This is a genomic window from Sinorhizobium sp. 8-89 (genome assembly GCF_030124325.1).
Lineage (GTDB): Bacteria > Pseudomonadota > Alphaproteobacteria > Rhizobiales > Rhizobiaceae > Sinorhizobium.
The window spans coordinates 431,681-456,508 of record NZ_JASKLR010000004.1; the positions used below are offsets into that span (position 1 = coordinate 431,681).

22 protein-coding genes and 1 pseudogene are annotated in these 24,828 nt (G+C 62.3%); 13 read left to right on the plus strand and 10 right to left on the minus strand.

All coding sequences use genetic code 11. The features are described from left to right. Nucleotides 1-2: 2 nt before the first annotated feature. From QN219_RS12100 to QN219_RS12115, 4 genes are read right to left on the minus strand one after another with little or no spacing between them, the layout of a single operon-like run. On the minus strand, nt 3-1,154 hold the full coding sequence (locus QN219_RS12100; protein ID WP_283999909.1) for a glycosyltransferase family 4 protein: 1,152 nt from the start codon (nt 1,152-1,154) through the stop codon (nt 3-5). Then, complete coding sequence (locus QN219_RS12105; protein ID WP_283999910.1) at nt 1,151-2,272, minus strand: NAD-dependent epimerase/dehydratase family protein; 1,122 nt, start codon at nt 2,270-2,272, stop codon at nt 1,151-1,153. The genes QN219_RS12100 and QN219_RS12105 overlap by 4 nt, the downstream gene beginning before the upstream one ends. Further along, complete coding sequence (locus tag QN219_RS12110) at nt 2,269-3,375, minus strand: NAD-dependent epimerase/dehydratase family protein (protein WP_283999911.1); 1,107 nt, start codon at nt 3,373-3,375, stop codon at nt 2,269-2,271. Before QN219_RS12110 ends, QN219_RS12105 begins: the two co-directional genes overlap by 4 nt. Beyond that, the gene (locus tag QN219_RS12115; protein ID WP_283999912.1) at nt 3,372-3,659 is read right to left on the minus strand and encodes a hypothetical protein; all 288 of its coding nucleotides are present in this window, start codon (nt 3,657-3,659) and stop codon (nt 3,372-3,374) included. The genes QN219_RS12110 and QN219_RS12115 overlap by 4 nt, the downstream gene beginning before the upstream one ends. A 50-nt stretch (nt 3,660-3,709) precedes the next feature. Between QN219_RS12115 and QN219_RS12120 the strand changes: the two genes are divergently transcribed. Together QN219_RS12120 and QN219_RS12125 are read left to right on the plus strand one after the other, a co-directional pair. Beyond that, entirely contained in the window at nt 3,710-4,702 is a 993-nt protein-coding gene (locus QN219_RS12120) for a zinc-binding dehydrogenase (RefSeq protein WP_283999913.1), read from the plus strand. Beyond that, nucleotides 4,695-5,720: a Gfo/Idh/MocA family protein gene (locus QN219_RS12125; RefSeq protein WP_405052128.1), complete on the plus strand. Its 1,026-nt coding sequence runs from the start codon at nt 4,695-4,697 to the stop codon at nt 5,718-5,720. Before QN219_RS12120 ends, QN219_RS12125 begins: the two co-directional genes overlap by 8 nt. A 23-nt stretch (nt 5,721-5,743) precedes the next feature. On the opposite strand, the gene QN219_RS12130 is transcribed toward QN219_RS12125, so the two are convergent. Beyond that, entirely contained in the window at nt 5,744-7,504 is a 1,761-nt protein-coding gene (locus QN219_RS12130) for a hypothetical protein (protein WP_283999914.1), read from the minus strand. 142 nt (nt 7,505-7,646) lie between these two features. On the opposite strand from QN219_RS12130, the gene QN219_RS12135 reads away from it, so the two are divergent. From QN219_RS12135 to QN219_RS12145, 3 genes are all read left to right on the plus strand, one after another. Further along, nucleotides 7,647-8,750, plus strand: coding sequence for an inositol-3-phosphate synthase (locus QN219_RS12135; protein WP_283999915.1), 1,104 nt, complete (start codon nt 7,647-7,649; stop codon nt 8,748-8,750). Beyond that, complete coding sequence (locus QN219_RS12140; protein WP_283999916.1) at nt 8,747-9,346, plus strand: histidine phosphatase family protein; 600 nt, start codon at nt 8,747-8,749, stop codon at nt 9,344-9,346. The genes QN219_RS12135 and QN219_RS12140 overlap by 4 nt, the downstream gene beginning before the upstream one ends. 72 nt (nt 9,347-9,418) lie before the next feature. Beyond that, nucleotides 9,419-10,396, plus strand: coding sequence for a beta-xylosidase (locus QN219_RS12145; RefSeq protein ID WP_283999917.1), 978 nt, complete (start codon nt 9,419-9,421; stop codon nt 10,394-10,396). Here the strand turns inward: QN219_RS12145 and QN219_RS12150 are convergent. The 4 genes from QN219_RS12150 to QN219_RS12165 all read right to left on the minus strand — a co-directional run bounded on the left by QN219_RS12150 (nt 10,294) and on the right by QN219_RS12165 (nt 15,386). Beyond that, a complete protein-coding gene (locus QN219_RS12150; RefSeq protein WP_283999918.1) occupies nt 10,294-11,733 on the minus strand; it encodes a Coenzyme F420 hydrogenase/dehydrogenase, beta subunit C-terminal domain in 1,440 nt (479 codons plus the stop codon). The genes QN219_RS12145 and QN219_RS12150 overlap by 103 nt on opposite strands. Continuing rightward, nucleotides 11,720-12,784, minus strand: coding sequence for a polysaccharide pyruvyl transferase family protein (locus QN219_RS12155; protein ID WP_283999919.1), 1,065 nt, complete (start codon nt 12,782-12,784; stop codon nt 11,720-11,722). The genes QN219_RS12150 and QN219_RS12155 overlap by 14 nt, the downstream gene beginning before the upstream one ends. Before the next feature lie 132 nt (nt 12,785-12,916). After that, complete coding sequence (locus QN219_RS12160; RefSeq protein ID WP_283999921.1) at nt 12,917-13,192, minus strand: hypothetical protein; 276 nt, start codon at nt 13,190-13,192, stop codon at nt 12,917-12,919. A 76-nt stretch (nt 13,193-13,268) separates the two neighbouring features. Continuing rightward, nucleotides 13,269-15,386 (minus strand): catalase, encoded by a 2,118-nt coding sequence (locus QN219_RS12165; protein WP_283999922.1) that lies wholly within the window; start codon nt 15,384-15,386, stop codon nt 13,269-13,271. Nucleotides 15,387-15,775: 389 nt separating this feature from the next. Between QN219_RS12165 and QN219_RS12170 the strand changes: the two genes are divergently transcribed. The 6 genes from QN219_RS12170 to QN219_RS12195 all read left to right on the plus strand — a co-directional run bounded on the left by QN219_RS12170 (nt 15,776) and on the right by QN219_RS12195 (nt 23,522). Continuing rightward, nucleotides 15,776-17,761 carry a protein-L-isoaspartate(D-aspartate) O-methyltransferase gene (locus tag QN219_RS12170; RefSeq protein WP_283999923.1) on the plus strand — a complete coding sequence of 662 codons (1,986 nt, stop codon included), beginning with the start codon at nt 15,776-15,778 and terminating at the stop codon, nt 17,759-17,761. Between the two features lie 101 nt (nt 17,762-17,862). Beyond that, complete coding sequence (gene coxB / locus QN219_RS12175) at nt 17,863-18,861, plus strand: cytochrome c oxidase subunit II (protein WP_283999924.1); 999 nt, start codon at nt 17,863-17,865, stop codon at nt 18,859-18,861. Continuing rightward, on the plus strand, nt 18,858-21,380 hold the full coding sequence (locus tag QN219_RS12180) for a cbb3-type cytochrome c oxidase subunit I (RefSeq protein WP_283999925.1): 2,523 nt from the start codon (nt 18,858-18,860) through the stop codon (nt 21,378-21,380). Before coxB ends, QN219_RS12180 begins: the two co-directional genes overlap by 4 nt. A 2-nt stretch (nt 21,381-21,382) precedes the next feature. Further along, complete coding sequence (locus tag QN219_RS12185; RefSeq protein WP_283999926.1) at nt 21,383-21,781, plus strand: hypothetical protein; 399 nt, start codon at nt 21,383-21,385, stop codon at nt 21,779-21,781. Next, on the plus strand, nt 21,778-22,422 hold the full coding sequence (locus tag QN219_RS12190; RefSeq protein ID WP_283999927.1) for a cytochrome c oxidase assembly protein: 645 nt from the start codon (nt 21,778-21,780) through the stop codon (nt 22,420-22,422). Before QN219_RS12185 ends, QN219_RS12190 begins: the two co-directional genes overlap by 4 nt. Then, a complete protein-coding gene (locus QN219_RS12195; RefSeq protein WP_283999928.1) occupies nt 22,422-23,522 on the plus strand; it encodes a c-type cytochrome in 1,101 nt (366 codons plus the stop codon). The genes QN219_RS12190 and QN219_RS12195 overlap by 1 nt, the downstream gene beginning before the upstream one ends. Before the next feature lie 36 nt (nt 23,523-23,558). Here the strand turns inward: QN219_RS12195 and QN219_RS12200 are convergent, their stop codons facing one another. Next, nucleotides 23,559-23,999 (minus strand): DUF2267 domain-containing protein, encoded by a 441-nt coding sequence (locus tag QN219_RS12200; protein ID WP_269280968.1) that lies wholly within the window; start codon nt 23,997-23,999, stop codon nt 23,559-23,561. A gap of 142 nt (nt 24,000-24,141) precedes the next feature. Here QN219_RS12200 and QN219_RS12205 point away from each other — a divergent pair, with 142 nt between their 5' ends. Together QN219_RS12205 and QN219_RS12210 are read left to right on the plus strand one after the other, a co-directional pair. Beyond that, a complete protein-coding gene (locus tag QN219_RS12205) occupies nt 24,142-24,459 on the plus strand; it encodes a hypothetical protein (RefSeq protein WP_283999929.1) in 318 nt (105 codons plus the stop codon). 102 nt (nt 24,460-24,561) lie between these two features. After that, a pseudogene (locus QN219_RS12210) lies at nt 24,562-24,828 on the plus strand (hypothetical protein); the annotation flags it as partial.

Sequence of the window (24,828 nt, forward strand, 5' to 3'; positions counted from 1 at the left end):
GCTCACTCCGCAGACATCAGTTGAGGAGACCTGCGCATTGCTCGCCTGTAGATGTCGAGCACCGCATCGCGCTGGGCTTCGATGGAAAATTCAGCCGACCGCAACCGTGCCCGCCGGCCGAGTTCGACCATGCGCGTTGCGTCGTTCGCCAAAGTGTTGACGGCATCCGCGAGAGCGGCGGGGTCACCGGAATCGGCGAACAGGGCAGCACCTTCCCAAAGCTCGCGATAGGTGTCGATATCGGCAAGTACGAGGGCGGCGCCGGTGCGTGCCGCTTCGAGCGCAACCAGTCCGAACGGTTCGTAGACAGAGGGAGAGACGACGATTGCGGCTCTCGACATCAGAGCCAACGCCCGATCGTGGCTCAACTCCCCCTGATGATCGGCATGGTTGATTGCCAGACGCTCGCCGTTTGGCCCGTCGCATGCGCCTGCCATGACGACCGGCCAGCGAATACGCGCGGCAGCCTGGTCCAGCACCGCACCATTCTTGCCTTCGTCCCACCAGCGGGCTGCGGCAAAGACGAAATTCTCCTTGACGGCTGCAGAGCACGGGTTTCGGCTCGCATTGTGGACGACCGCAAGATTGTCGATCCGGCCGTAACAGCGATCGAGAGCTGCGGCATGGCTCGCACTCGGTGCAAGAACCACGTCGGCGCGGTCGAAACCCAATCGGTTGCGCCGCTTCTGCCAGAGCCAATCCCTCGGCAAATCAGAGCCGCGCACGGCCTCGAACCACGTAGCGACGCACGAATGCGAGACCGCGACGACAGACGTTTGAGCCGGGAAGCCAGCCGCCAGCGAAGGCAGGTTCAGATGCAAGAGATCGACCGAGCGCCTGAGCGACAGTTCCGTCAAAAGGTCCGGCACGCGGTCGAGCTCGCTTTCGTCGCCGGCCATCCAGTCGAGCGGCGCTGCGAACCATTCGAGCGTGCCGATGCGGGTAGCCTCGCGCCGTTGATGCGCGGAAGGCTCGGGACCGAAGCCGACGAACAGCGTCTCCACGCCGGCGCCGCGTAGCGCTTCGGCGAGGTCCATTGCGTAACGCCATACGCCACCCACAGCATCGACGCTCATAATGATCCGCCGCGGCAACGGACCCTGGGTGCCGCCGCGGCTGACAAAGCGAAGGGCGGAACCGGCACGATCGCTCATGCGGTGATCCTCTTTGCTTGGTGGTGAACCTTGTTTACCTCGTTCCAATCCTTCAGAAGCCAGGCATGCAGATCACGTAGCCCCGTACGCCAGGCCATGCGCGGCTTCCAGCCGACCGCGTCGGCAAGCGCACGCGTATCGGCAACGAAGAACAGTTGGTCGCCGGCGCGCCAGTCGCGCTTCACCGTCGCGAGCCGGCGCCCCGTCAAGATTTCGATCTCGCCCAGAACCTGGGCAATGCTGACCGCATTCTCAGGCCCGCCACCAAGATTGAAAGCGCGCCCCTTGAAGCGGTCGATCGATTTAAGGAGCGCCCTGTAGGCGGCGACCGCATCGCCGACATGGAGGATGTCGCGCACCTGCTTGCCATCGCCATAGATCGATATCGACTCGCCCGCGAGCGCACGAATGAGAAAATGCGCGACCCATCCCTGGTCCTCGGTGCCGAACTGCCTTGGACCATAGATGCAGCTCATCCGGAGCACGGCCGTCGGGAGCTTGAAGGACCTCGCGTAGTCCAGCACGTATTGATCCGCCACACCTTTCGAGCAGCCATAGGGCGTGCAGAAGTCGAGCGGCTGCGCCTCGCTGACACCATGGCTGCGCGCCACCTCGTCGACCGGGAAGTGGCGTTCTCCGACCTCGTTCATCTGCATTTGCGCCAGTGCGCCGTAAACCTTGTTGCTGCTCGCGAATATGACCGGCGCCTTACGCCCGGCTTTTCGCGCGGCTTCGAGCACGTTGAGGGTGCCGCGCGCATTCGTCTCGAAATCGTCGATCGGCTGCTGCAGGCTGGTCGTCACCGCCGTCTGCGCCGCGAAATGAAAAACGGCCTTTGCGTCCCTGAAGACCGGCTCTATTGCGGCGAGATCGCGGACATCGGCGAGCACGGGGTGGACGGCGCCGCCGTGATTGTCCACCAGCCATTCAAGGTTTCGCTCGACGCCGGCGCGACTGAGATTGTCGACGACGATCACTTCCTCGCCCTCCCGCAGAAAACTGTCGGCGAGATTGCTGCCGACGAAGCCGCTGCCGCCCACGACGACGATTGCCGCCGTCTTCCCGGAAAGGGCGGGCGTCGCCAGGCGAGCACGCCTGTCCAGAGACCCGGCGCTCATAGGACCAACCCCCGGGCTTCCAGGTGCTGCTTCATCTCGGCGCCCCGGTCGATCGCGCCGACGCTGCCGACCCATTGCGCGAAATCGGCGAGTGAATCTTCTAGTCGATGGGCGGGTTTGAAGCCGAGCAGGTCTCGCGCCGTGGCAATGTCGGCAAAACAATTGCGGATATCGCCCGAGCGGGCCTTGTTCATGATCTCCGGCTCGATCTCGGGTACTCCCATCGCGTCGGCAAGCAGGGAGGCGACATCGGCGATCGCGTAGGCCTGGCCGCTGCCGACATTGATGACGTGACCGGCGGCGTGTGGCCGCTCAAGCGCCAGCCGGAACGCCCGCGCCACGTCTCGAACGTGAACGAAGTCCCGCCGTTGTCTGCCATCCTCGAACACCATCGGCGATTGTCCGTTGGCAAGCCGCGACGCAAAATTGGCAAGCACGCCGGTATAGGGATTGGAAAGCGCCTGACCGGCGCCGTAGACATTGAAGAGGCGAAGCGCCACGGCCTCCACGCCATAGGCTTCCCCGAAAATCAGAACCTGGCGTTCCTGGGCGTACTTCGTCAGCGCGTAGATAGACGCGAGATCGACCGGCTTGTGCTCATCCGTCGCCAGCGGTCTGAGATGCTCCCCGTTGGGTCCCGCCGGGTCCCATGAGCCTGCCCTGATCGCGGCGGGGAAACGTCTGACATGCGCACAACGCTCGCCCGTCGTCGTCTCGTAAAGGCCTTCACCGTAGACGCTCATCGACGAAGCGACCACGATGCGCCGGACCGGCATTCCGATCATCGCCTCAAGCAGGACGGCCGTTCCGAAGTCGTTGACGCCCACGTAGCGGGCGATCTCGTACATCGACTGACCGACCCCGACCTCGGCTGCGAGATGGACAACGCAATCGACGTCCGCCAGCGCGCTTCTTACTGCAACCGCGTCGCGAATGTCGGCCTGCCGCATCTCCACGTCAGGCGGCAGCGCAATCTGCGCATCCGCGTGAACTTGCTCATTGAGCACGTCCAACACGCGTACGCTATAGCTCCTCGAGAGGAGTTCCTCGACCACATGCCGACCTATGAAACCGCATCCGCCGGTAACAAGAACCTTTGTCATAATGCACCTGACGATGTTCGATCAGAGATAGAGACAAAGCTCCAACAAGCTTGGGTAGCAAATGTTCCTTCATCCATGACTTCTTCTTCTTCTTGTTCTACTTTGATCACAGCTGCATGGTGGGCCCGTCTCAAGGTACAAACCTCGCTTTCGCGCGAGTGTTCCACGCGAAATGAGGGCATCAGGAACAAAAGCTGCAACATCAAGTTAAGGGCGCAAGGGCAGCCGAGGGCTGTTTGCAGTTTGCCCCGGAAAGTGCGCAAACGGTCCTTGCGGTATTCCAATGCCGCGCCCGGGCCTGCCGGATTGGTCTCGACAGCGGGAGGGAACAGGCATGAACATAGCGGCGCCTCAGCGGATGGATGCAATGTCTGCGGCAATTATCACCCGGCCAGGTGAAGTGCATATCGAAACCCTGCCGCTGCCACACCCGGGCCGCGGGCAAGTTCGGATCAGACTCGAAGGGTGCGGCGTCTGCGCCTCCAATCTCGTTCCCTGGGCAGGCCCGGACTGGATGGAGTTCCCGACCGAACCAGGGGCGCTCGGCCATGAGGGTTGGGGAATTATCGACGCGGTTGGCGAGGACGTGCATGGTTTTGCAGCGGGCGATCGCGTGGCTGCACTCTCCTATCACGCCTATGCGACGCACGACGTTGCCGACCAAACAGCCATAGCCCCCCTGCCTGCGGCGCTTGCGGATCAGCCCTTTCCCGGTGAACCGCTCGGCTGCGCCTTCAATATCTTCCGCCGCAGCGCGATCAAGCCGGGGGAGACCGTGGCGATCGTGGGCATCGGCTTTCTCGGAATTCTTCTGACCGAACTCGCAAGCGCCGCCGGCGCACGAGTGATCGCCATCTCACGCCGACCTTCGTCGCTCGCTGCGGCAGAGCGCGCCGGTGCCAACCATGTGGTTGCCATGGACGATCATTGGCGGATTATCGAAGAGGTGAAGCAACTGACATCGGGGGAGCTCTGCGACTGTGTCATCGAGGCCGTCGGCAAGCAGTGGCCTCTCGACCTTGCGGGCGAACTGACGAAGGAGCGTGGGCGGCTTGTCATCGCAGGCTACCATCAGGACGGGCCGCGGCAGATCAACATGCAGCTGTGGAACTGGCGCGGCCTTGATGTGATCAATGCGCACGAGCGTGATCCCGCCGTCTACATGCGCGGCATCCATGAGGCGATCGCGGCCACGGCCGCAGGGCGGATGTCCCCTTCACGCCTTTATACGCACCGGTTTCCGCTCGAACAGCTCGGCGCGGCGCTGGACATGACCCGCGATCGGCCGGAAGGCTTCATCAAGGGGCTGGTGATCTACGATGGGTAGCGTGATGCCGCTTTCAACGAACCCGCGACGCGCCGGCCGCCCCCGCGTTGGCTTCCTTGGCGTCGGACGAATCGGCCTCCATCGCATGAGAGCGATCGTCGACACCGGAACCGTCGAGACCGCTGCGATCTTCGATCCCTCACCGGAGATGGCCGCGGCGGCTCGCGAGTTGACGCCCGAGGCCGCAGTCGTAAGTTCCTTCGAAGCCTTGCTCGATCAGCAACTGGACGGCGTCGTAATCGCTTCGCCAAGCGCGCTCCACGCTGCCCAATCGATCGTCGCCCTGGAGCGAGGCGTGGCGGTTTTTTGCCAGAAGCCGCTCGGCCGTACGCGCGATGAGACGGCAGCCGTCGTTGACACGGCTCGAAGCATGGACAGGCTGTTAAGCGTGGACCTTTCCTATCGTCACACCGATGGGATGCAACAGATCCGCGATCTGATCGCGCAGGGGGAACTCGGCACCGTTTTCGCTGCGGATCTCACATTTCACAACGCCTATGGGCCCAGCAAGCCCTGGTTCTACGACAGGGCACTTTCCGGCGGCGGCTGCGTCATCGATCTCGGCGTGCACCTCGTCGACCTCCTCCTTTGGGTTCTCGGGTTCCCGGATGTCGTTCGCGTCGAAAGCCGGTTGATGTGCAAAGGGGCTCCCGCCCGCCGCGACGGCGACGAGGTTGAGGACTACGCCGTCGCGACTCTCGAATTGGCGAGCGGCGTTGTCGCCCGTATCGCATGCTCGTGGCATTTGCAGGCTGGATGCGACGCGGTAATTGCCGCCGACTTTCACGGCACCGGAGGCGGCGCGAGTTTTAGAAACGTGAGCGGGTCCTATCTCGACTTTTCGGCCGAGCGGTATCGCGGGACACAACGGCAGGTGCTGGCGCTCCCTCCCGACGCCTGGGGCGGACGCGCGGCAGCCGCCTGGGCGAAGCGCCTGGCCGCAGGGGAGCGTTTCGATCCCGACAATGAACGCCTGGTCGCGGTGGCGGATGTCCTCGACAGAATTTACGGGCCATAGATAACACGCCGCCCTCTCGCTGATCACAAGCTGTCGCGTTCTATACGGCGCAGCAGAAGCTTCGCGTAATGTGACGCGACCGCCTCCAGCCGAGGAACTTCTTCAGCGGCGGCGGCCGGCTTTGCCGAAGTCCACAGGCCGAGTTGAAACGCCAGATAGCAGAGCTCGAGGATTGCCACTAGTTCGACGTTCACCGCGCGCGAACATCCTTCGGACACGACCGCGCGCAAGTCGGCCGATTCCTGCATCGAAAGCCCGAACTCGATGCTCGCCCCCGCAAGATCCCAGGCAATGTCCTGACATCCAACCAGGTCATGGGCGGCGCTGTGGTCGAGCGCGTCGGCCTTGAGAAAGCCCCGCTCGCCTCCGGCAAGCCACTCCCAGCGATGCAGCCGGTTGTCGGTATCGACAGGCTGCAGGAGGCAATCGTGACGCTCGGCGCCGTAGATCAGGCACCTCAGCCGCGATGCCGCAGCCGCGCCCAGTGCCTCTTCGGTATTGACGATCGCCATCTCGCACAGCTTCGAAAGCGACGCTCCGGCGGTCACCGGCAACGGCAGGCAGCGCGCCCGGAAGGCGAGGTAGCGTCCGAGATGGTGGATAAAAGCCGCGTGGCGGAATTCGCTTGGTGCGGCCGATCTCGCCGCCACCCACTTCTCGACGAGGAAGCCGTGACACAATCCTGCGACGGGGGGTGTGAAGCCGGACTCGGCAAGGAGGCGTGCCTTGGCCAGCTTGCGCTGGCCTACATCTCCGAGCCCGGCAAATTTGACGAGCCATATGTCGTCGGCCGTGTGGGCGAGGAATTTTCTGCGTTCGAATCTCCGGTCGGCCGGGGGCCAGGCATGATGATCGCCATGAAGCGCGTTCCGCCAGGCGCCGGCGGAAACATCTTCGAGCGGCCTTTCGAGCGGGCCGACGAGGTCACTGACCCAGGAGGCGAGACGGCACGGCGGGTGGGTGGCTTCGAGGAGGAGATCGTCGACATCGACCACATGACGGGGGCTTGCCACCCAGCGTTGCCGGTGGCGACAGCAGGATTCCGGCCCGAGCTCTCCCTTGTGGCCGGGGAAGAAATGAATGCGTTTGTCGTCGACGCCATGATCGTGGAGCCAATCCCCGACACTTCCGAAGGAACTGCCGGAAAGACCTGGTCCCTCGTCGACGATCGCAAAATTGGCTGCCGGATCACGCAGAAGCCACCGCGAAAGCCGCGACGCGACCGCAACTCGCCTTTGGAAAGGAGGGCCGGTCGGCCGCAGAGTGACCGGCTCTGTGGCGCCGATGACAGCGGCGACCACTGCCGACAGGCTGGTTCCGATGCTTCGGATGCCAATCACGGTCGCGTTCGCCGTAAGCCCGGAGCGTACGGCGGCTTCGGCGTAGCTTTCCGGATAAAGAGCGTAAAAGCTGTAGCCCTCCGCCTCCTTGATGCTGAGCGAAAGCGGCGCCCGCAGGTCCGGTAACAACGCCGTCACACGCGGCGGCACCGTGAGCGGACCGGTCAAGCCCTGCTGCCAGGAGCGGACGACAAGCCGCGCCAGGTCAAGAAGAACGACGCCGCCGATCTCGCGCCGTGCAGACAGGTCGTCGGCCACCACCTTTTCGAATTCGATGTCCGACAATCCCTGCACGAGCTCGCCGGCCTTCAGCAGGATGCCGACGAGCGCGGCGTGGCGCTCGATGCCCGGCTGTCGATGTTCGAGCCCCCGCAACTGCGCCGCGATCGCCGCGCACAACGCGTCGGCGCGCTCCGAACGCGTCACATCACCGTATATGAGCATGGCTTCGTCCGTCGCTGCACATTCGCCTTCAACGCGCCGCGGCTGAATTCGATCCGCGATGCGCGAGAAACGGGAGAAGGAACCATTCCGCCGTGCGCGGGTTTGGCCAGCATTGTAGATACTGCGCAGGAGTAGCGGACAGATGCGATCGAAATCCATTCGGGTCGGGCTGGTCGGGATCGGGAACTGCGCGTCCTCCCTCGTTCAGGGGCTGACGTTCTATCGCGGTGCGAGTGAAGATGAACCCGTTCCAGGACTGATGCATGTCAATCTCGGCGGCTACCACGTCCGCGATATCGAAGTTTCTGCAGCCTTCGATGTCGCCGCCGCGAAGGTCGGACATGACGTGGCGGAAGCCATCTACGCCCCTCCGAACAACACTTTCCGCTTCGCTGATGTCGCTGCCACCGGCGTCGTTGTCCAACGCGGCAGGACACTCGACGGCATTGGGCGGTACCTGCGGGAGGAAATCGAGGAATCCGACGCGCCTGCAGCCGATGTCGCGGAAGTTTTGCGAGAGACGGAAACAGACGTTCTCATCTCCTATCTCCCGGTCGGCTCGGAAATCGCGACGCGCTGGTATGCGGAGCAGGCGCTCGCCGCCGGCTGCGGTTTCGTCAACTGTATCCCTGTCTTCATCGCCTCCGACCGATCGTGGCAGCGAAAATTCGCCGAGCGCGGGCTGCCGCTGATCGGCGACGACATAAAGAGCCAAGTCGGGGCGACGATCGTGCACCGGCTGCTCGCCAATCTCTTTCGGGACAGAGGCGTGCGCATCGACCGGACCTACCAGCTCAATTTCGGCGGCAATACCGACTTCCTCAACATGCTGGAGCGGGAACGGCTCGAATCCAAGAAGCTCTCGAAGACGCAATCGGTCGTCAGCCAGATGGACATTCCGCTTGCAGCCGGCGACATCCATGTCGGACCCAGCGACCACGTGCCTTGGCTGGCCGACCGCAAGTTCGCCTATATTCGCGTCGAGGGCACGACGTTCGGCAACGTCCCCCTCAATGTCGAATTGAAGCTCGAGGTATGGGACTCGCCCAATTCGGCCGGCGTGGTTATCGATGCGATTCGATGCGCGAAGCTCGCGATCGACCGTGACATCAGTGGTCCGCTGATTGCGCCGTCGAGCTATTTCATGAAGTCGCCGCCACAGCAATTCACCGACGCCGAGGCGCGCAGGCGGCTGGAGGAGTTCATTGCCGGTGATGCCGACGCACTCCTGGGGGCAGCAGAGTGACGACGACATTTTTGCTGGTGCGGCACGCCGCACACGACAGGGTCGGCAATTTCCTCGCCGGTCGCACAAGCGACGTCCCGCTCGGCCACGCCGGCCGCGCGCAAGCCGAACGTCTGGCGGCGCGGCTCGCCGGTGAGGACATCGCGGCGATCTACGCCAGCCCGCGCAGACGAACACAGGAGACGGCAGCGGCAATTGCCGCCGCATCCGCGATTGCTGAGGTGAAGACCGCCGACGCCCTTGACGAAGTCGACTTCGGTTCCTGGTCGGGCAAGACCTTCGAAGTCCTCAACACGGACCCGCTCTGGCAGCAATGGAATTGCAGGCGCAGTCTGGTGCGCACTCCGGGCGGCGAGACGATGCTAGACGTACAGCACCGGGTGATGGCGTTCGTCGAAACGCTGGCAGCGCGCGAGCGCGACAAGAAGATCGCCCTTGTCAGCCACGCCGATGTCATCAAGGCGCTCATTTGCCATGTCCTCGGTCTATCGGTGGACGCCTGGTCCCGACTCGAGGTCGGGCCGGCCTCCGTCTCCGCCGTGGCGGCGGGCGATTGGGGCGCGAAGGTCCTGACGGTGAATGCGGACTTCACGTGAACGCGGCGAAGCGCCGACGTCGCGCCATGCGTCAAACGGAAACAGCCTGGCCACGGGCGTTCGGAGGTAAGAATGATAGAAGCCGCCATGATCTGGAACGAGCCGAACAACAAGTCGCATTGGGATCCCGAGATCGATCCGGACTGGAGCCGCTTTGCATACATGGCAAAGCTGGCCGCGGATGCGATCCGGGACGTCAACCCTGGGCTCACGCGGGTGCTTGGCGGAATTTCGCCGATCGATCCGGGGTTCATAGGCCTGATGAAATCCTATGGCGTCCTCGATCACGTCGATGCCGTGGCGGCGCACGGCTTTCCGCTCGACTGGAATCTTTGGCAAATCCAGGAATGGCCGCGAAGGGTCGAGGAACTGCGTGCCGTGACCGATCTGCCGGTCTGGATCAGCGAGGTGGGCGTGTCGACCTTCGGTGCCGAGGAAGTGCAGCTTTGGGGGCTGAAGAAGACGGCCGAACTGCTCAAGGGCAGAGTCGAACGAATTCAGTGGTACAGCCTCTACGACCTGCCGAGCGCCTGGCCCGCGACGACCCGGCACAAGGAGGCCGAGGGTTCGTCCTACTACCGGCATTTCTACATGGGTCTTTTGCGTGAGGACGGTTCGCCCAAGCTGGCGCTCGAGGAGTTTGCCCGACACACCCCGGAGATCGGTCTCGTGCAATGGTTCCATTTCGAGGACCCCCGGCTTGACGACGCCGTTTCATGGATGAAGCGCCTCGGCGTCACCCACCTGCGCACCGGCCTGTCCTGGGCCGACCGTTTCCGGCCAAACGCACTTGCCTGGTTCGACAGACAGATGGAGGCGCTCGAAGAGTTCGATGTCACGGTTACTTTCTGTTTCACGCCGGAACACAGGGGCCTGGCGCCGCATCATACGAGCGCGCCGATCGTACCGGAGGAATTTGCTAATTTCTGTGCGGAGATGACGACGCGTTATGCCCCCGGTTCGTCGTCGCTCGATGATCTGCCTCGATCGCCTGTCTGCTCTTCGCGGCAGATGCGGTCGATGAACCTTCCGATCCAGCCGCGCGAGTAGGTCACGCCCTGATAAAGGGCAAGCATCGTCGATGCCCAGCGGATATAGACCGTCGGCAGGCGCGATATTCTCGCGAGCCAAAACACCCGGTGGCTTTGCGCGCTGATCGAGTTGCGCAGCCAGTAGACGACCATCCGCCGCGCCCTCAGGCCGCCTCGTTGTGGCGCGACGCGCTTTTTCGGCATCACACCGTGCCGCCGCCGGTTCAGCCGAAAGGCCAAGCCTTCGCGTCTCTGCCTGAACCCAGCAGCCTGCGTTTGCACAACAAATGCGCTGTCGACCTCCTGCAGCTCGAGCCGCCCTTCATCGACTGCGCCGTCGATCAGCCGTTGAAGCAGCGGCGAGCGCACGATAACGACATTCGTGCCGCGCCCGTCGGATGCATAGGGTTCCACCCAGGCGTCGCCAAAGGAAATGTCGGCGGTTTCAGCGACGACATCGTCGCAGAAATTGCACGCGGGGTTCTGAAAGAAGCCGGCCCCCCAGTCGCCGTCCGCCAGATGCCACCAGTCCTTACTCCTTGTGCTTCCGTCCTTCAGTACGAGGTGGGCGGTGTACCAGTTCGCTGGCCTGCGGGCATCCTTCAGTCGGAAATCCAACCCCGCAACAGCTTCGATTCTCTCGCCCATCTGCCAGGCGATGCTCTCGACGAAACGCGCGCTTTTCATATGTCCGCAGAAGAGCCCTAGCGTAAAGGCAAGGCGTTCGCGCAGCACCGGATCCTGCAGGCAGAGGAGATGCAGGGCCTTGATGAAGCAAGGGATACCGACGACTGCGTAGCGCCCGGGACAGCGTCTTATTTCTTCGATGATCCCGGACAGTTCCACCGGATAATAGCGTGACTTGGCGCCCGCGCGTATGTCCTCCACGGTCCGCGATATACGATAATGGAACAGAGGTCCTAAGGTCCCGCGTCGAGGAACCACGTGAGCAACACCGTCAACCAGGCTCTTTTCCAAAAGCTCCACCGCTGTCCAGTTGGCCATGCCACCGGAACTGCCGTCCGTACGAAAGCCGTGCTCACGGACATGTCCCACATAGGCGGCCTCGAAGCGCCCGATCCGCGAATCGAAGTATCTTGCCGATGCAAACCGCTCGCGGGCAATGTCGTCTTCATTCCTGGCGTCAGGCGAGAACGGGCACAGCTCAGCGAAGCCCCGCGGGGGACGGGATGCCGCCGGTTTGAACTGGCCATAACGATCCAGCCGCATCCCGGCGGCATCCCCGTTGGACTGCGCCATGCATACGCCGCAGCCGATGCACAGACCCGAAGCGTCCATCTGTCTCGGTGAAAGGGAGGTGCCATCCGATGGCGCCCGATCTTCAGTCGAGGACATTGGTCAGATAGCTCCGCGACTGCAGGCGAAGTTGCTCGAGCCGGTCGTCGATGGCCGGACTCGGCGCCTCGCCGAGAATGCTCTCATAGTCCGCCGGAGGCGTCTTCTGCGACACCACGTGACGTTGCGCACCGACCATGCGCGTGAGGTCGCGGACCTTGTTGGAACGGTAGTCGGAAAGGACGCAGGCGAAAGGCTTGCCATTGAGAAGCGCGAATACGCAGCCATGAAAGAAATTCGTGGCCACAGCTTCGGCACCGGCAATGAAGCCGGCGAAATCGTAGGGTCCGCCGTCGAGCCACTGCTCGTCCGCCCAATCGTTGCGGTAACCTATGCTGATGAGAGGAAGCGAGCGGGATGCCGTCCAGCGGCGAACCTCCTGCTGAAACCAGGACGGAAATGAGTGCCCGTAGACGGCAACGTAGGGACGCGGGATCGCAAGGTTGCGGCACGGCGCGATCGTTTCAGGAAATTGCAGGCACGGATCAAGGACAAGCGCCGCCTCGCGTCCAAGCGCCCTCTCGATGATGGTCCTTGAATTTTCGTCGCGCACGGAAATGGCATGAAACTGCCGGAGCTTATCCGCCCAATAGCTCTCAAGTCCGTTCGCGGCGGGATGACTTCCAAAGGTCGCCGCGTAGGAAACGATCCTCTTTGCCGAGAGGCCCTCCCCATAGAAGAGGGGGACCCCGCCGTACCAGGGATGTCGAAAATTCCAGACTTCGTCGCTGCCAACGACGACGAGGTCGCAATCTTCGGGGGCGAGCGGCTCGTCAAGCGCAAACGCCGCGCTGAGCGGAAATGATGCGAAAGCGTTCTGGAATTTCCTGATTTTCGAGGCGTAAATCGAGATGTCCGACCGTGCGGTCCTCGCGGGCAGCAGCGGCTGCAGCGCGCAGCGCCACTCGGCGCGGCTGACACGGTCGGAACGATGGTCGAGAACGACAGGTTTAGCGCCGAGCGAACGAAGACCAAGGACCAGACAGCGTGCCTGCCAGAAGGACCCATAATTGATGCAGCGATGAAACGTCAGGACGCCAAGCTTCGCCAATGGCCTTTACCTCTCGGTCCATCTAACCAGCCCTGTCGAGGCAGGTTCCACCGCAATCGCCCGCCCATCATTCCTCGACCGAAATCGGCTGAAGGGCGTGCGGCAACTCGAATCGGCGCGAACCGGGCCATCTCAGTCGAAGATGGTGCCCTTGGCGCCCTCATATTCACGAGCGAGCGTTTCGATCGCCGCCGATGCCTCCTCGAAGGTCCAGCCCGCCTCTTCTGCCCTGTGGGCGAGCGCGAGCAACTCGTCCGTCATCTCTCCGCCGATTGCTGCGACGATGTTTTCCTGAGACGTCGCAGCCAGGTCCGAAACGGCTGGTCTCAGCGCCGCGACGCAGTCCGTCTGACGCCCCGGATAGTCGGACGACCGTTGAGGCCGGGAAATCGCTTGTGTTTCCTCCATCTCTTTCTCCATTGCTGTTGCTATTCGAGAGTGATCACGAGTCGAGACGTCGCGGTTGCCCTCGCTTGGCACGCCGCTATTTCAGCTTCACAGAAGGTTCTCTTGCCCAAACGCGCAGGCTGCCGAGGCTCTTGATAAAGGTCTGGACACTCTTGGTATCTCCGAGGCTGATTGTTCCCTCGTCGAGAGCGTTGGCGATGCCTGCCCTCTCCAGCAGTGGAACGGCCGCCTCGACGTAGCCGATATACTTGCAATGGGCAAAAGCGTCGGCCACGAAATCGCGCGCCGCTGCGACGTCCACCAGTTCCGATACGGCGTTAGGCGAAGGCAGGAGAACCACGGCGTCGTACAAGACTGACGGCGCCCCCTCAATCATCTGATGTGCTTGCATCCATTGGCCGTCCGAGGCCGTGATACCTCCGACCTTCGGTGCAATGAACTCGAACACGGCCCCTTCTGTGATGACCGCCGTCGTCACGGCCTTCAAAACCGACGCATCGGTCCCGTCCGTCACAAGTATGCCGAGCTTTCGGCCTTCGAAGCGTTTTGGGCCCCGCTCGATGATGCTGAGTGCTGGCGAGGGGTCGAGGTCCTGGCGTGTAGGAACGGCGGCATCCGCCGGTTTTGGAACCGACTTGAGGCCCAGTGCATGCGCAACTTTTTTCCCGAGCGTTTCGTCGATGTTGAGGAGATGCGACACCATGCGTTCTCGTATCGCCGGCGTCTGCACCTTGCTCAATTCGAACGTGAGCGCGTCGGCGATGTGGCGTCGTTCCGGAGGCGTCTGGCTGATGAAGAACAGGCGAGCCTGGCTGTAATGATCGGCAAAGCTCTCGGCGCGCAGGCGGACCTTGGGGCCTTGCTCGTCAGAAGCGAAATGCCGGAAGCCTTTCATCGGCGATTCACGCGGACCCTCGCCCCAGGAATTCGGCTGATAGTTCACACGCCCGACCGGGTTGCGCATGGCCATGTGGCCGTCCTGCTGAAAATGCTGGAACGGACATTTCGGCGCGTTGATCGGAATGTGGGTGAAGTTCGGGCTGCCGAGCCGCTTGAGCTGCGTGTCGAGATAAGAAAAGTTGCGGCCCTGTAGCAGAGGATCGTCGCTGAAGTCGATGCCGGGCGGCACGTTTTGCGTCATGAAGGCGACCTGCTCGGTCTCGGCGAAGAAATTGTCCGGCATGCGATCGAGGACCAACCGTCCGACCGGTTTCGTCGGCAGGACCTCCTCCGGGATGATCTTGGTCGGATCGAGGATGTCGAAATCGAACCTGTCGGCAAAATCCTGATCGAAGAGCTGCACGTGCAGGTCCCATTCGGGGAAATTGCCCGACTGGATGGCTTCCCACAGGTCGCGCCGGTGGAAGTCCGGGTCCGCCCCGTTAATCTTCACGGCCTCGTTCCAGGCGACGGACTGGAGCCCAAGCTTCGGCTTCCAGTGAAACTTTACGAACGTGGATTCGTCCTTCTCGTTCACAAAGCGGAAGGTGTGAACGCCGAAACCCTCCATGAAGCGGAAGGAACGCGGAATGGCCCGGTCCGACATGACCCACATGATCATGTGCATGCTTTCCGGTGTCAGGCTGATGAAATCCCAGAAATTGTCGTGGGCCGACTGCGCCTGGGGAAACTCGCGGTCCGGCTCCGGCTTCACCGAGTGAATGACGTCCGGAAACTTGATCGCGTCCTGGATGAAGAAAACCGGGATGTTGTTGCCGACGATGTCCCAGTTGCCCTCCTTGGTGTAGATCTTGACCGCAAACCCTCGAACGTCGCGCGCGAGATCGGCGGACCCCTTGCTACCCGCGACGGTCGAAAATCGTACGAAGGCCGGCGTTCGCTCCCCCGCGCGCTGGAAGACATCGGCCCGCGTGATTGCGGAAAGAGATTCATAGGTCTCGAAATAGCCATGCGCCCCATAGCCGCGCGCATGCACGACGCGCTCGGGAATGCGTTCGTGATCGAAATGAAAGAGCTTTTCGCGAAAATGGAAGTCCTCGATGAGCGTCGGGCCACGCTCGCCCGCGCGCAGACTGTTTTGGTCGTCGGCAACCGGGCCTCCCTGCGCGGTCGTTAAAATCGGAGTTCCGGTTTCGGCAATCTGATGCAACTCACCTCCGTTGCCACGCGTTAGCTTCTGTTCGTGAATCACGGCCGACTTGGAATTTGCCGGGCGCGAGTTTCTCTTGGCCATGGAAGTCTCCGTCGATCGGGACACGGGAATGCATCACAAACCAATGCGTGGGACGCTTGGTTCCCAAGAATGATCGCGGAGAGTAAAACAGCAGCTCCGGGCTTGGCTGTCGACGGAAGCAGCCGACCGTTCGCTTGGGTTCTATCGAGCCTGCCGAGCGGCAGACGGAGCCAAGAACATTGCCGCGGAAGCCGCGACGGCTGCGACTTGGCGACCCCCGGCGAACGCCCGCCTGAATGGAGCTCACGCAGCGCTCCATTCGGAATGGTCACGCGGAACATTCGCGCTCCTCACTGGTTCCGACTGAACCACGAAAACCAGCTCGCACGCGACCGTGAAACAGCTCCGGCGGGTGCCCGTTGATTATCAATCATGCAAGGGAATCTCTCATGAAGCTCGATCTCTCCCGTGCTCGCGACCGGATGGTGGACCTCCATATCGTCCGCCGCGGGATCGATGATCCCCGCGTCGTCGAAGCCATGCGAGCTGTTCCTCGCGAGGCATTCGTCGATCCAGGCTTTGAGGAGTTCGCCTATGAAGATACTGCGCTCTCGATCGGCGAAGGACAGACGATTTCGCAGCCCTACATCGTCGCGTTGATGATCGCGCAGGCCGAGATCGAACCCGGCGATACGGTGCTCGAAATCGGAACTGGCTCTGGTTACGCAGCCGCTGTTCTGAGCAGGATCGCCGCCCATGTCTATACGATCGAACGTCATGCGGCGCTCGCAAACGAGGCCAGAAAGCGATTTGCCAAGCTCGGCTACGACAACCTCGATATTCGCATCGGCGATGGAACGAAGGGCTGGCCGGAAGCAGGCCCCTTCGATGCCATTCTCGTGGCGGCCGGCGGCCCCGGGGTGCCTCAAGCGCTGAAGGAACAGCTCGACCTTGGCGGTCACATGGTCATACCCATCGGACCGGCCGGTGAGCAGCGCTTGCTCAAGGTGACACGCGTCAACGCCACCACCTTCGAAGAGCACGACCTTGGCGGTGTGCGCTTTGTGCCGCTGATCGGCGAGCACGCCCGGAAAGAAGAACCGTCGCAGCCTGCTCGATCGACCCGCCGCCCGCCTGCGCGGACGCTGCCCGAGATGGTGGCCGACGCGGCCGAACCACTACCGGATATCGACGATCCGGCATTCGGGCGCCTCTTTGACCGGTTTGGCGATCGCCGGGTGGTATTGCTCGGGGAAGCGAGTCACGGGACCTCGGAATTCTATCGCGCTCGCGCGGCGATAACCCGCCGGCTGATCGAGGAGCACGGCTTTACAATCGTCGCGGCGGAGGCCGACTGGCCGGATGCGGCAGCCGTAGACCGGTATGTCCGGCATCGCGCCCCCAGGAGAGGGATGAAAGCTCCGTTCCTGCGCTTTCCCACCTGGATGTGGAGAAATCGCGAGGTCATGGCATTCATCGACTGGATGCGCGAACACAATCAGGACGTTGCCGGGGAGAACCAAGCCGGGTTCTACGGGCTCGACATCTACAACATGCGCGAATCCATTGCCGCCGTCCTGGATTACCTCGACAAAGTCGATCCGGCCGCCGCGACAATCGCACGCGAACGCTACGGGTGCCTAACCCCCTGGCAAAACGACCCCTCCACCTACGGTCGGGCGGTGCTCACCGCCAGCTACCACAAGTGCGAGGAGGCCGTGATGCGTCAATGCCGTGAACTCCTGCAGCGACGCCTGCAAGCCACCGACGCGGACCGGGAGCAGCTTTTCGACGCCGCACAGAACGCCCGGTTAATTGCCTCCGCCGAACGATACTACCGGACCATGTATTACGGCGGCGCCGAATCGTGGAATTTGCGCGACAGCCACATGTTCGAAACGCTCGAACACCTGCTCGGGTCCCAGGGACCCGGTTCGAGGGCCGTCGTCTGGGCACACAATTCACACATAGGCGATGCCCGCCACACGGAGATGGGGGCGGCTCGCGACGAGTTGAACATCGGCCAGCTTTGCCGCGAACGCTTTGCGGAGCAGGCCGCCTTGATCGGCTTCGGAACACACGGCGGCAAAGTGGCCGCGGCAAGCGACTGGGACGGCGAAATGGAGACGAAGGAGATCCAGCCTTCCCTCCCCGGCAGCTACGAACGGCTTTTTCACGACTCGCGAGTTGATCGCTTTCTGCTCGATTTTTCACGCGACGACGCTTTGCGCCGGCGTCTGAACGAGCCGAAGCTCGAGCGATTCATCGGTGTCATCTACAGACCCGAGACCGAACGCATGAGCCACTACGCCCATGCGTCTCTGCCGCAGCAATTCGATGCGTTTGTCTGGTTCGACCGGACGACGCCGGTAACACCTCTGATGCCGGAGCATGTAAGCCCGGGCGTGCCGGAGACGTTCCCCTTCGGGCTCTAATCGCCGGCGCGGCGGAGTCCCGGCCACACCCTAGCGGAACTTTGAACGCAATCAGGGGTTCCTCCGCGGAATGGTTTGCGCGTTGAAAGACGGAAATCGCCGTGGTTTATGGTTGCCATCCCGAGCAGCGCCGCTCGATCTTCGGGCGCTACGCGACAGGCGCGCCGTTTCTTTGCTGCGGATGTAGCGGACGTCAATCGGCGCTTGACACCGCCGGATCGGAAGCGGACGCCACTTCATTGCTGTTCTGGGTGTTGGTGAGCACGGGAGCGTTCATCTGGCTCGCCGTGGTCGGCCTTCTTGTTTACGCCCTGCGCGATCGCCGTCACATGTGGAGTGAAGACGCCGCCGGCAAGCTCATCCTGTGGGCGGGACCGATCTTTTCCTCCGTGGTGCTGTTTGCGCTCCTGACATACGCGTTATGGCTGATGCCGGGCCTGCGACCTTCTAGCGCTGGCGCCTTGCGCATCGAAATCACCGGTACTCAGTTCTGGTGGCGGGTCGCTTATCACCAATCGCCTGGGCCGCCAGCGATCTCTGCCAACGAGGTAAGGCTGCCGGTGGGCGAGCCCGTCGAGCTGGTGCTGCGAAGCGACGATGTCGTCCACTCCTTCTGGATACCATCGCTAGGCGGCAAGATGGACATGATACCGGGTCGCACGAACAGGCTCTCCCTCCTGGCCAACAAGGTGGGCGTCTATGGCGGCGTATGCACGGAGTTTTGCGGGACATCGCACGCATTGATGGCCTTTTCTGCCGTGACGATGCGACCGGACGACTTCGATCGTTGGCTGGCCGCTCAGTCAAACCCCGCCGCGAACGCGGGAGGGCCGGGCCAGCATCTCTTCATGAAACATGGTTGCGGAAGCTGCCACCGCGTCGACGGCACGGAGGCGCGCGGACTGGTCGGCCCGGACCTGTCTCATCTTGGCGGAAGGGAAACGGTTGGCGCAGGCATCCTCCCCAACACCGAAGCCGCAATCGCTAGCTTCATTGTGGAGCCCGGCGTTCTCAAGCCGGGAACCCGAATGCCGTCTTTCGCGATGTTGCCGCCGGACGAGATACGAGCCATCGCCACCTATCTGAAGGGGCTCAAATGAGTGTTCGACCCGACGCAGACACGCGCAAGATCCGCCATGCGCAGGCGGAGCGATTGCGTGCAGTCTGGGCGAATCCGACCGGCTGGCGCTACTGGACGTCGGTCAATAACTTTCAAGTGGGATTATGGTATTCGTCGGCGGCGTTCGCGTTCATGCTCTTTGGCGGAGTTCTGGCGCTGTTGATGCGCTTGCAACTGGCGACACCCGTGAGCGACCTGTTTTCTGCAGATTTCTACAATCAGGCCTTCACGCTCCACGGAACGGTGATGATGTTTCTCTTCGCCGTGCCGATCTTCGAGGCTGCGGCGATCTTCCTGTTGCCGCCGATGCTGGGCGCCAGGGAATTACCTTTCCCGCGGCTAGGTGCGTTCGGCTTTTGGAGTTTTCTGATCGGCGGCGTTTTTGTATGCGGCTCCATCTTTTTTGATGCGGCGCCGTCATCTGGATGGTTCATGTACCCGCCGCTCGCCACCGATCCCGAGTTGTCCGGCGTGGGCGCCGACATCTGGCTGCTCGGCCTCTCCTTTATCGAGATCGCGTCGATAGCAGCGGCGGTCGAGCTGATCGTCGGCATCATGAAATGCCGCGCACCGGGCATGCGCATCAATTTGATGCCGCTGTTTGCCTGGTACCTGCTGATCGTCGCGGGAATGATCCTGTTCGCCTTTCCGCCGTTGATTGCCGGGGACATCCTGTTCGAGATGCAGCGAATGTTCGACTGGCCCTTCTTCGATCCGACACGCGGAGGCGATCCGCTGCTATGGCAGCACCTGTTCTGGATATTCGGTCATCCGGAGGTCTACATCATTTTCCTGCCGGCCATTGCGTTAATGGCTATGATCGTGCCGACCTTTTCGCAACGGCCGATCGTCGGATACTCCTGGATCGTTCTCGCCGCCGTCGGCACCGGCTTTCTCTCCTTTGGCTTGTGGGTTCACCACATGTTCGCAACAGGGCTGCCGCAGATCTCGCTGGCCTTCTTCTCGGCGGCGTCGGAAGCGGTCGTCATTCCAACCGGCGTGCAGCTTTTCGTCTTCATCGCGACCATGCTTGCCGGCCGGGTTATCTTCTCGGTCCCGATGCTCTTCGGCGTTGGCGGCATCGCCATCTTCGTCATCGGCGGATTGACGGGCGTCATGGTGGCGCTCGCGCCCTTCAACTGGCAGGCGCACGACACATATTTCGTCGTCGCGCATCTCCATTACGTGATGATCGGAGGCATGCTGTTCCCGGTCGTGGCCGGGATCTACTATTATTATCCTCTCATAGACGCGAAGCACCTCTCGGAGACATTCGGCCGGATAGCGTTCTGGCTTATGTTTGCCGGCTTCAACATCGCGTTCTTTCCCATGCATCTGACAGGCATGCGCGGCATGCCGCGCAGGGTGTTCACCTATCAGGCGGAACTCGGTTGGGATTGGCTCAACCTGATCTCCACTACGGGCGCGTTCGTCTTTGCCTCCGGTGTGGTGCTCGTCGCTTTCGACGTTCTCCGCCCCAAAAATCGCTACCTCCGTGGCGAGATGAACCCTTGGCGGGCCGGCACGCTCGAATGGATATCGGAACCCGAGGAGAACTGGGGCGTGCGCTCAATTCCGGTGATCACGAGCCGCTATCCGCTGTGGGACCAGAAGACGCTGATGCGCGATATCAGCGAAGGGCGCGGCTATCTCCCCGACGCAGAGGAAGGCCGGCGAGAGGGGCTTGTCACCTCGGTCCTCGATGCCAGGCCCCTGCAAGTCCTGCGCGTCGGCGGAACGTCCTATCTCACAATCGTTTCGGCTGCATCGCTCGGCGCAACTTTCATCGCGCTGACCTTTCATTGGTGGATTGCCTCGTTGGCGGCTGCGGTGGCGGCTTTCACAGGCATCGTCTGGTGGCTCTGGACCGGAACGGCCGAGATCCCGGAAAAGCCGGAGAAGGACGTCGGGCTCGATCTCACATTGCCTATCTACGCCTCGGGCCCGGCGTCGGTAGGCTGGTGGGCGATGTTCATCACCATGGTCGGCGACAGCACCGCATTCGCAAGTCTCGTCTTCGGATACTTTTTCTATTGGACGATCCACCCTGATTTTACCGGCGGCATCGACGGTCCAGGTTCATTCTGGCCGTTACTGGCGCTCGCACTCTTTGCCACGGCATGGGGCCTGACCGTCGTGGCCCGCCACTACAACGCCAAGGGCGACGTTCTCGTCATGCGGCTTTGCCTCGCGGTCTCCTTCGCTTTGACCTGCGCCGCAAGCGGCGCTGCTTTCCAAGGGCCCCGGGCGCACGCTATGCAGCCGACCGCGCATGTATACCCGGCCATTGTCTGGATCCTGGTCATATGGGTGCTGGCTCATGCCGCGGTAGGTGCCGTCATGCAGGCCTATTGCTTGGCGCGCAGCTTCGCAGGCCGCCTGACGCGCCAATACGATGCCGATCTGAGCAACGTGGTTCTCTTCTGGCATTTTCTCGTGATCACCGCCGCAGTCACCTTCCCCGTGATTGGGCTCTTCCCGCAAGCCGGATGGAGGTAGCGATGCGCACGACGCCCCCACGATCGCGTCCCAGCGGCCGCCTGGATTCGCTCTGGACGCTCTTTACGGCACCGGTCGTCTGGGCGGCTCACTTCCTGATCTGCTATCTGGGCGTGGCAATCTATTGTGCCAAACGCGACCGGTTCCCAATCGGCTTCGATGCAATTCGTGCCGGCATAGGCGTGGCGACGGCATTCGCGCTTGTCGCCATTCTGGTGTCCGCCTGGCTCGCCTGGCGGCAATGGGGCTTCGGCGCCCATGACCCGCCGCATGATGAGCCGACGCGCCATGACCGCACGCTCTTCCAGGGTTTCGCCACGCTGTTGCTTTCCGGTCTGAGTTTCATCGCGGTGATCTTCGTCGCGCTGCCGGTACTGTTCGTGACGGAGTGTTTGCGATGAGGCGGCTGGCACTCCTGTCCGGGATGGCGCTGCTGGCCCTGATCGTTACAGGTTCCCTGCTGCCGGATTCGCAGGGATCGTTTACCACCCACATGCTGGCGCATATGGGCATAGTCGCGATCGCGGCACCGCTGATAGCGATGGGGTTGAGCACGCTCAGGATCCACCGGTCCGCTGCTGCCCTTCTGTTTGCACCGGCAACGCCTCTGATTGCCTCGTTCGTCGAATTTGTTGTCGTGTGGACATGGCACGCGCCGATCTTGCGCGCGCTCGCGCGGACCGACGTCGCGGCTTTCCTGCTGGAGCAAGCAACCTTTCTCGCGGCAGGGCTTTTCCTGTGGCTTTCCTGCCTCGGACAGTACGGCGGAAGGGACCAGGCGGCGGCTGCCTCCGGGGCCTTCGCGCTTCTTCTCACGTCAGTGCACATGACCTTGATGGGCGTGCTGCTCGCGCTCAGCCCGAGGCCGCTCTATGGGAGGGGCCCTGTCGTCTGTTTTGGTAATCCCCTCAGCGCTGAGCAGGACCAGGTGCTTGGTGGAGTCATCATGCTCGCCGTCGGCGCTGTCGTCTATCTCGCCGGGGGCGTGACGCTGCTGGCTCGGCTATTGGCGCCGGGCCATCAGAGGAAGGCAGAGGGCTGATGCACGTCAACTGGAAACACGTCGCCGTAGTGCTCGCTATCCTCCCTTTCGCGGTGGTTTTAGGCGCCTGGATCGGTTTCTTCAACGTCGGCGCGTCGAGCGGCCATTGGAAAATCACTGACTGGTTCCTGCATTTCGCAATGCGGTCGGCGGTCAGAACATATGCTCTTGCCGTTGAAGTCCCTCCGGAGCTCCCGCACCACGCTGTCCAGACGGCGGCAGGCCACTTTGCGCGCGGTTGTGCCCCCTGTCATGGCGCACCGGGCGAACCCCGCTCGCCGGCCGTCCTGCGCATGCTGCCGCAACCGCCGGACCTCGCCGGGCGCGTCAACACCTGGAGCGATGCCGAACTCTTTCGCATCGTCAAGCATGGTGTACGTTTCACCGGAATGCCGGCCTGGCCTAGCGAACGACGCGAGGACGAGGCCTGGGCGATGGTCGCCTTCCTTCGGCGGCTGCCGGCGCTTGACGTCGAGGGCTATCGCGACCTCGCATACGGCCCGGCGGGTGCGCTCATCGATCGGCCGACGACCTTTCAGCAGGTTCTCGCCGAATGCACGCGATGCCATGGCGTGGATGGCCGGGGTCGCAGCACGGCGACGCCGGTCATCGCAGGCCAAAACGAGACCTACCTTCTTCAGAGTCTCGGCGCTTACGCCGAGGACCGCAGAGCGAGCGGTGTAATGAATGTGGTCGCAACGATCGTCGATCGTCGCCACTGGCAAGGCCTCGCAGCGCATTTCGCAGCATTGCCCCCACCACCGGCAAGACCAGGCACTGCGACAGAGCTTGTCGAAGCAGGCAGGAAACTTGCTACGGAGGGAAATCCGTCAAGACGTATTCCCGCCTGCCTTGTCTGTCACGCGAGCCGAGATCGCAATCCGGCATTCCCGTCGCTGGCCGGTCAGCCAGCGCCCTATGTCGAGCAACAACTGCATCTCTTCCGAGAGGGGCGGCGCGGCGACACCGGATATGGACATTTGATGCGAGAGGTAGCGAGAACGCTTTCCGACAACGACATCGTGGCGCTGGCCGCATACTTCGCAACCGCGGAGTCGCCGCGTTCCATCGCCATCCGGTCCGGACGGGAATCACGATGAACTCTTCTGCGTGGCGATAACCCGGATCGCTCCTATTCAATGTCGGGAATGGGGGTCCGGCCACAGAGCACGTATGTCTTCGGGCAAGCTTTCCCGCACCTTCGCGACCTGACCGGGATCGAGATAATGCGACAGGACGCCGAAGACCGTCTGCACCGCATCTTTCGCGTCCACCGGCCGTGTGAAGGCTAGTTCCTCCTTCACCTGCGTGAGGAACTCGTCGAGCGAATGCAATCGCATGGGCTGCTTGGATGGCTCGTACTGCTCGTAATACGCGCCGCGCACCAGCAGTGGCAGTTGGGCGGCAAGGTGGGCGGACAGATCTGCGGGCAAACGGTCCCGTATCGTATGCAAGACGGCACCGAGGATATGCCACGCAACCTGGCGATCCGGCCCTTGCTGTTTCATGATGTCGTCCAACCATGTGTTGGTGACCTGAAGTGTCTTGTCGAAGGCAGCGACACCGGAAGCGCTCATGATTTTTCCTCCTATGTCTTCACGAAGGTCGAACCGACGTCGCTTTTGATTGTTCCGCGTGAACGCAGACAGATCGGGAACATTGTCCGGCGGGAACGGTTCCAAGACTCCGGCTTACGGAGCGAGGAAGAGAATCTGTCGCATGGGCGCTGGCACGGACATCAGCAAGAAGGCGTTCTATGAGGAATGCGCCCGCATTCTGGATGTGCAACATTCCTATACCCCGTGGCCGTACGGCATGATCACGCGCTGGAACAACCGTGCGGCCGGCAATGGCCGTTTTCCTGGATATGGCCTGGTTCGCATGTTCGGACCGCATCACATCCAGATAGCGCTTCGCCGGCCGACCGAACTCAATCTTCTGTGCCATTCGCCGGAAGAAGCCCTTGCTGCATTGCGAACGGCACGCGGCTTGGCGTCGCCTGCCGAGAGCCGTCAGCTTCATCAACCGTCACATTAGTCGACGCCGCCTGCGTTTTGCGCATCAGGGCCGAACGGCGAAGCTGCAGCCGCGGAACTTTCCGGCGTTGTGCCGGTTGGCGCCTCACCGCGGAGGTAGATGATGCCTGAACAGAATTTCTCTAAATATGTCCAGGACTGGCCAGAGGAATCTCGCGAGGCCGCCCAGCTTGTGATCGATCAATACGGTGAACCGAACGAGACGACGGAAAGCCAACTGGTGTGGCACCGGCCCGGGCCATGGAAGCGGATTGTCGCGTCGAAGACATTCTACGAGCACAACTTTCCTGCCCCTCACAACGACTCGGTGGAATCGGTCATCGACTACCGGGTTCCACCGGAAAAGTTCTCAGAGCTTGCTGCCTTCGAC

Excerpts from the sequence above, each read along its gene's own strand:
- QN219_RS12100 (WP_283999909.1), bottom strand. The coding sequence starts at position 1,154 with ATGAGCGATCGTGCCGGTTCCGCCCTTCGCTTTGTCAGCCGCGGCGGC.
- QN219_RS12105 (WP_283999910.1), bottom strand. The coding sequence starts at position 2,272 with ATGAGCGCCGGGTCTCTGGACAGGCGTGCTCGCCTGGCGACGCCCGCC.
- QN219_RS12110 (WP_283999911.1), bottom strand. The coding sequence starts at position 3,375 with ATGACAAAGGTTCTTGTTACCGGCGGATGCGGTTTCATAGGTCGGCAT.
- QN219_RS12120 (WP_283999913.1), top strand. The coding sequence starts at position 3,710 with ATGAACATAGCGGCGCCTCAGCGGATGGATGCAATGTCTGCGGCAATT.
- QN219_RS12125 (WP_405052128.1), top strand. The coding sequence starts at position 4,695 with ATGGGTAGCGTGATGCCGCTTTCAACGAACCCGCGACGCGCCGGCCGC.
- QN219_RS12130 (WP_283999914.1), bottom strand. The coding sequence starts at position 7,504 with ATGCTCATATACGGTGATGTGACGCGTTCGGAGCGCGCCGACGCGTTG.
- QN219_RS12135 (WP_283999915.1), top strand. The coding sequence starts at position 7,647 with ATGCGATCGAAATCCATTCGGGTCGGGCTGGTCGGGATCGGGAACTGC.
- QN219_RS12145 (WP_283999917.1), top strand. The coding sequence starts at position 9,419 with ATGATAGAAGCCGCCATGATCTGGAACGAGCCGAACAACAAGTCGCAT.
- QN219_RS12150 (WP_283999918.1), bottom strand. The coding sequence starts at position 11,733 with ATGTCCTCGACTGAAGATCGGGCGCCATCGGATGGCACCTCCCTTTCA.
- QN219_RS12160 (WP_283999921.1), bottom strand. The coding sequence starts at position 13,192 with ATGGAGGAAACACAAGCGATTTCCCGGCCTCAACGGTCGTCCGACTAT.
- QN219_RS12165 (WP_283999922.1), bottom strand. The coding sequence starts at position 15,386 with ATGGCCAAGAGAAACTCGCGCCCGGCAAATTCCAAGTCGGCCGTGATT.
- QN219_RS12170 (WP_283999923.1), top strand. The coding sequence starts at position 15,776 with ATGAAGCTCGATCTCTCCCGTGCTCGCGACCGGATGGTGGACCTCCAT.
- QN219_RS12180 (WP_283999925.1), top strand. The coding sequence starts at position 18,858 with ATGAGTGTTCGACCCGACGCAGACACGCGCAAGATCCGCCATGCGCAG.
- QN219_RS12185 (WP_283999926.1), top strand. The coding sequence starts at position 21,383 with ATGCGCACGACGCCCCCACGATCGCGTCCCAGCGGCCGCCTGGATTCG.
- QN219_RS12190 (WP_283999927.1), top strand. The coding sequence starts at position 21,778 with ATGAGGCGGCTGGCACTCCTGTCCGGGATGGCGCTGCTGGCCCTGATC.
- QN219_RS12195 (WP_283999928.1), top strand. The coding sequence starts at position 22,422 with ATGCACGTCAACTGGAAACACGTCGCCGTAGTGCTCGCTATCCTCCCT.
- QN219_RS12200 (WP_269280968.1), bottom strand. The coding sequence starts at position 23,999 with ATGAGCGCTTCCGGTGTCGCTGCCTTCGACAAGACACTTCAGGTCACC.
- QN219_RS12205 (WP_283999929.1), top strand. The coding sequence starts at position 24,142 with ATGGGCGCTGGCACGGACATCAGCAAGAAGGCGTTCTATGAGGAATGC.